The following is a 3166-nucleotide window of genomic DNA, read 5'->3' as shown; positions in this document are numbered from 1 at the left end:
GACCTCGGCCAGGCTGGCCGGACGCGGCGCGCCCTCGGGCAAGGCATCGATCAGGGCGTTGGCATCGCACGACCGGCCGCACGGCACGCCGTCGCAGGCGCCGCCGGCGCCGATGAAGGGCAACGTCAGCCTGGCGGCCAAGGCCTTCCTGGCCGCGCAGCAGCTGGCGGCGAGCCCGCAAGCCGAGCCCGAACGCCATCTCAAGAACGCCTATTTCTCGTGGCGCTGCGGCTTCACCGAAGAGGGCCCGGGCACTCCGCTGGCGCGGGCCCAGGCGCGCATGTTCAAGCTGTCGCGCTATGCCCGGCGCGCCAGCAATCCCGGCATGCTGGCGGCCCTGCGGCGCACGTTCGGCTTCAACAAGTCGCCCATGTCGGCGCTCTCGATGGGCACCGGCGGGGCCAGCCTGCGCCAGCCGGACGAGGACTTCCTCAAGGCCGACGTCATCCAGGACCTGGGCGAGGTGCTGAGGGAACGGGCGCAGGCGCGCGGCACGGCCCCGCTGGACGGACGCATCAGCGCCGCGCTCAAGGGCGCCGCGCTCGAGCAGTGGCACACGCGCATCGCGCAGAAGGGCTGGCGCGACAAGACCACCGTCACGCCCGCCATGCGCAAGCGCATCGCCGCGCGCGCCGCCGAGCTGGCCGGCGTCAGCGTGAGCGAGGTCAAATTCAGTCCCACCTATCGGGAGCTCAAGGGCACCCGTTCCGTGCTGCGTCCGCGCGGCGGCGCGCAGCTCGACGTGGCCACCCTGCGCCAGTGGATCGGGCAGTGCGAGCCGGGCGACACGGAAGAGGCCGCCTTGCGCGCCGGTGCCGATCGACTCGCCACGCTGGAGCACGATGGGGAAGTGCCGCTCGACACCTCCACGCCGCACACCGTGCTCCAGAACTTCAGGCGTGTGATCACCGAGCCGCGCATGACGTACGACGTGCGGCTGACCAACGGCGGCCAGTACGGCATCAACTTCAATGTGCAGGAAGCGCTGAACCTCCCGGGGATCAAGCACCTCCCGGTCCTTCCCTTCGTGCTGGCCGGTCCGGACGCCAGGCTGATGCGCGGCCGCATGGCGATGATCAACGGCGGCTCGTCGGCCAACCACGGGCAGCTGTTCATCGGCAGCGACCGGCGGCTCTCCGGCCATCTGGGCGCTTCCGCCACCGCCGGCGTCAACCTGCTGGGCAAGCGCCTGAGCGTCAGCGGCACGCTGCAGGCGCTGCCGTTCATGGTCGACACGTCCAGCCCGAAAGGGGTGATGGTGCGCTGCCGCTTCCAGCCGATCGGCCCGGCGCCGGCCGGCCATCCCGATCCGTGGCGCGCCAAGCTGCTGTCCGTGGTCGATGCCGCCACCGCGAGCGGCCCGAGCGGTGGGTTGCCGACCGACGTCAACGCCATGTGGGACGCGCTGTCGCATACCTTCTACAAGGACCCCGACGTGTCGCTCAACTGGCTCGACTCGAGCGGCACCTCGGTATCGAGTTCGGTCGGCGCGTCGGCGGGCGCGCGCTACCAGCACAACGACTACAAGGTGGGGCCGAATGCCCAGGTCAGCGCCAGCAAGACGTGGTCGACCCGCCTGCGCAGACAGGAAACACCGGGACCGTTGCGCGCCGAATATGCCGCCAGCTCGAGCTCGCGCCAGGTCGGCGTCGGTGCCACGCTGGTCGCCGGCGCCCCGCCGCTGGGCGACTTTTCCGGGGAGACCGGGCACGTCAAGTCGGTCGTGCTGCCGAGCGCGTCGATCATCGGCTTCAGCACCACCATCCTGCATTCGGAAATCGGCTCGGTATGGCGCATCGCCGAGGAGGACGGGCACATCGACCCGGCGCTGAGCTACCGCGACACGACCTTCACCAGCATGAAGGAGATGAAGCGCTACGTCGACAGCCGCCGGGCCGCCTGGGACCAGGTCTATCCCAACCAGCCGCCCGATGCGCCCGATCCGGCCGAGCCGATCGACAATTACCTGGCCCGCGTGGAGCACGACGCGACGGCGGGCAACCAGCTGTTTGCCGAGCGGGTGTGGCTGCGTCCGGATGCGGCGCGCCAGATCAACGTGCTGCGCGAACTGCGCGACGCGGTCGTGGCGCCGCACGCGCAGCCGGACCCGGACCAGGCGGCGCAGATCGCCGCGCGCAACGCGCAGATCAGCGCCCTGCTCGAATCGGACCAGAGCTGGGACAAACGCTTCTTCTATTCGCTGGAAATCACCGGCCAGTCGCGCGCGGTTGGACCGAACTTCATGGTGGCCGGCCAGCAAGTGTCGGAGGTCTCGCATCCGCACCAGTTGAGCGTGCTGCGCGCCGAACGTCCGGCGCCGCCGGCCGGGCAGTAAGAACCGATTGCACCACATGGGGAGACCAGGATGACCAGGATTAAATCACCAACCACGGCGAGCCTTGCCGCCCAGCCGGGCGGCCTGCCGTCGGCACAGACGATCGCGCCGCGCAACAAGGTCAAGATCAGCAAGCTGGGCGGCACCATCGGCCTGAGCGTGTTCGGGACGAAGGGCACGGAGAATACGTGGAAGTTCAACGGCGACAAGAAGAAAATCACCGCGAACTGGCGCAAGTACGACCTGCCGCCGGAACAGCTCGGCAAGACCGGCGCGAAGAGCCTGGACACGATGCTGGCGCGCGCCGAGCAGCGCAACCAGACGCGCCTGCCGGACGTGGCGCGCGAGGTCATGGCGCGCACGGAACCCGTCGCCGGCCAGATCGCCGCGCTGGAAGCGCGCCTGGGCGCGGCCAATGGGATCGCCGATACGGCGCCGTCCGATTCGCCCATCCACGCCACCGTCGCCCGGCTCAAGGGCGAACTGGCCGAACTGCGCGGGCAGGCAAAGACGCCGCTGGCCCAGCGCAGCGCCGCGCAGCGCGACATCGCCGCCGACTCCCTCGACAACGTGCGCGCGGCGGCCGACCAGGCGCTGGAAGCGTTCACGGCCGAGCCCGGTGAAGCGACGAAGACGGCCTACGAGACCGCGCGCACCGACCTGATCGGCGCGTCCGTGCAAAAGTTCTTTCACGGCTACCGGACCCTCAACGACCACGTGAGCGACCAGGGCCGCGCCAAGGGCATGGCCCTGATGATGCCCATCCTGGCCCGCCAGCTGGAATTGCCCGCCAAGTACCTGGAAGGCGAGGCGGCGCTGGAGATCGCCCAG

Annotated in this window: 2 protein-coding genes; both read left to right on the top strand. The window is 70.0% G+C overall.

Going from position 1 to position 3166, the window contains the following annotated elements; genetic code table 11:
- The coding region (locus ACEN88_RS27790; RefSeq protein WP_413344837.1) for a hypothetical protein at nt 1–2335 on the top strand (2335 nt) is incomplete at its 5' end.
- A 30-nt stretch (nt 2336–2365) separates the two neighbouring features.
- Nucleotides 2366–3166: hypothetical protein (locus ACEN88_RS27785; protein ID WP_413344835.1), on the top strand; the 801-nt coding region annotated here is incomplete at its 3' end.

Origin of the sequence: Massilia sp. CT11-108, from assembly GCF_047302915.1 — a bacterium.
GTDB classification, from domain to species: Bacteria; Pseudomonadota; Gammaproteobacteria; order Burkholderiales; family Burkholderiaceae_D; genus Telluria; species Telluria orientalis.
This window is presented reverse-complemented; position numbering and strand designations above follow the sequence as displayed.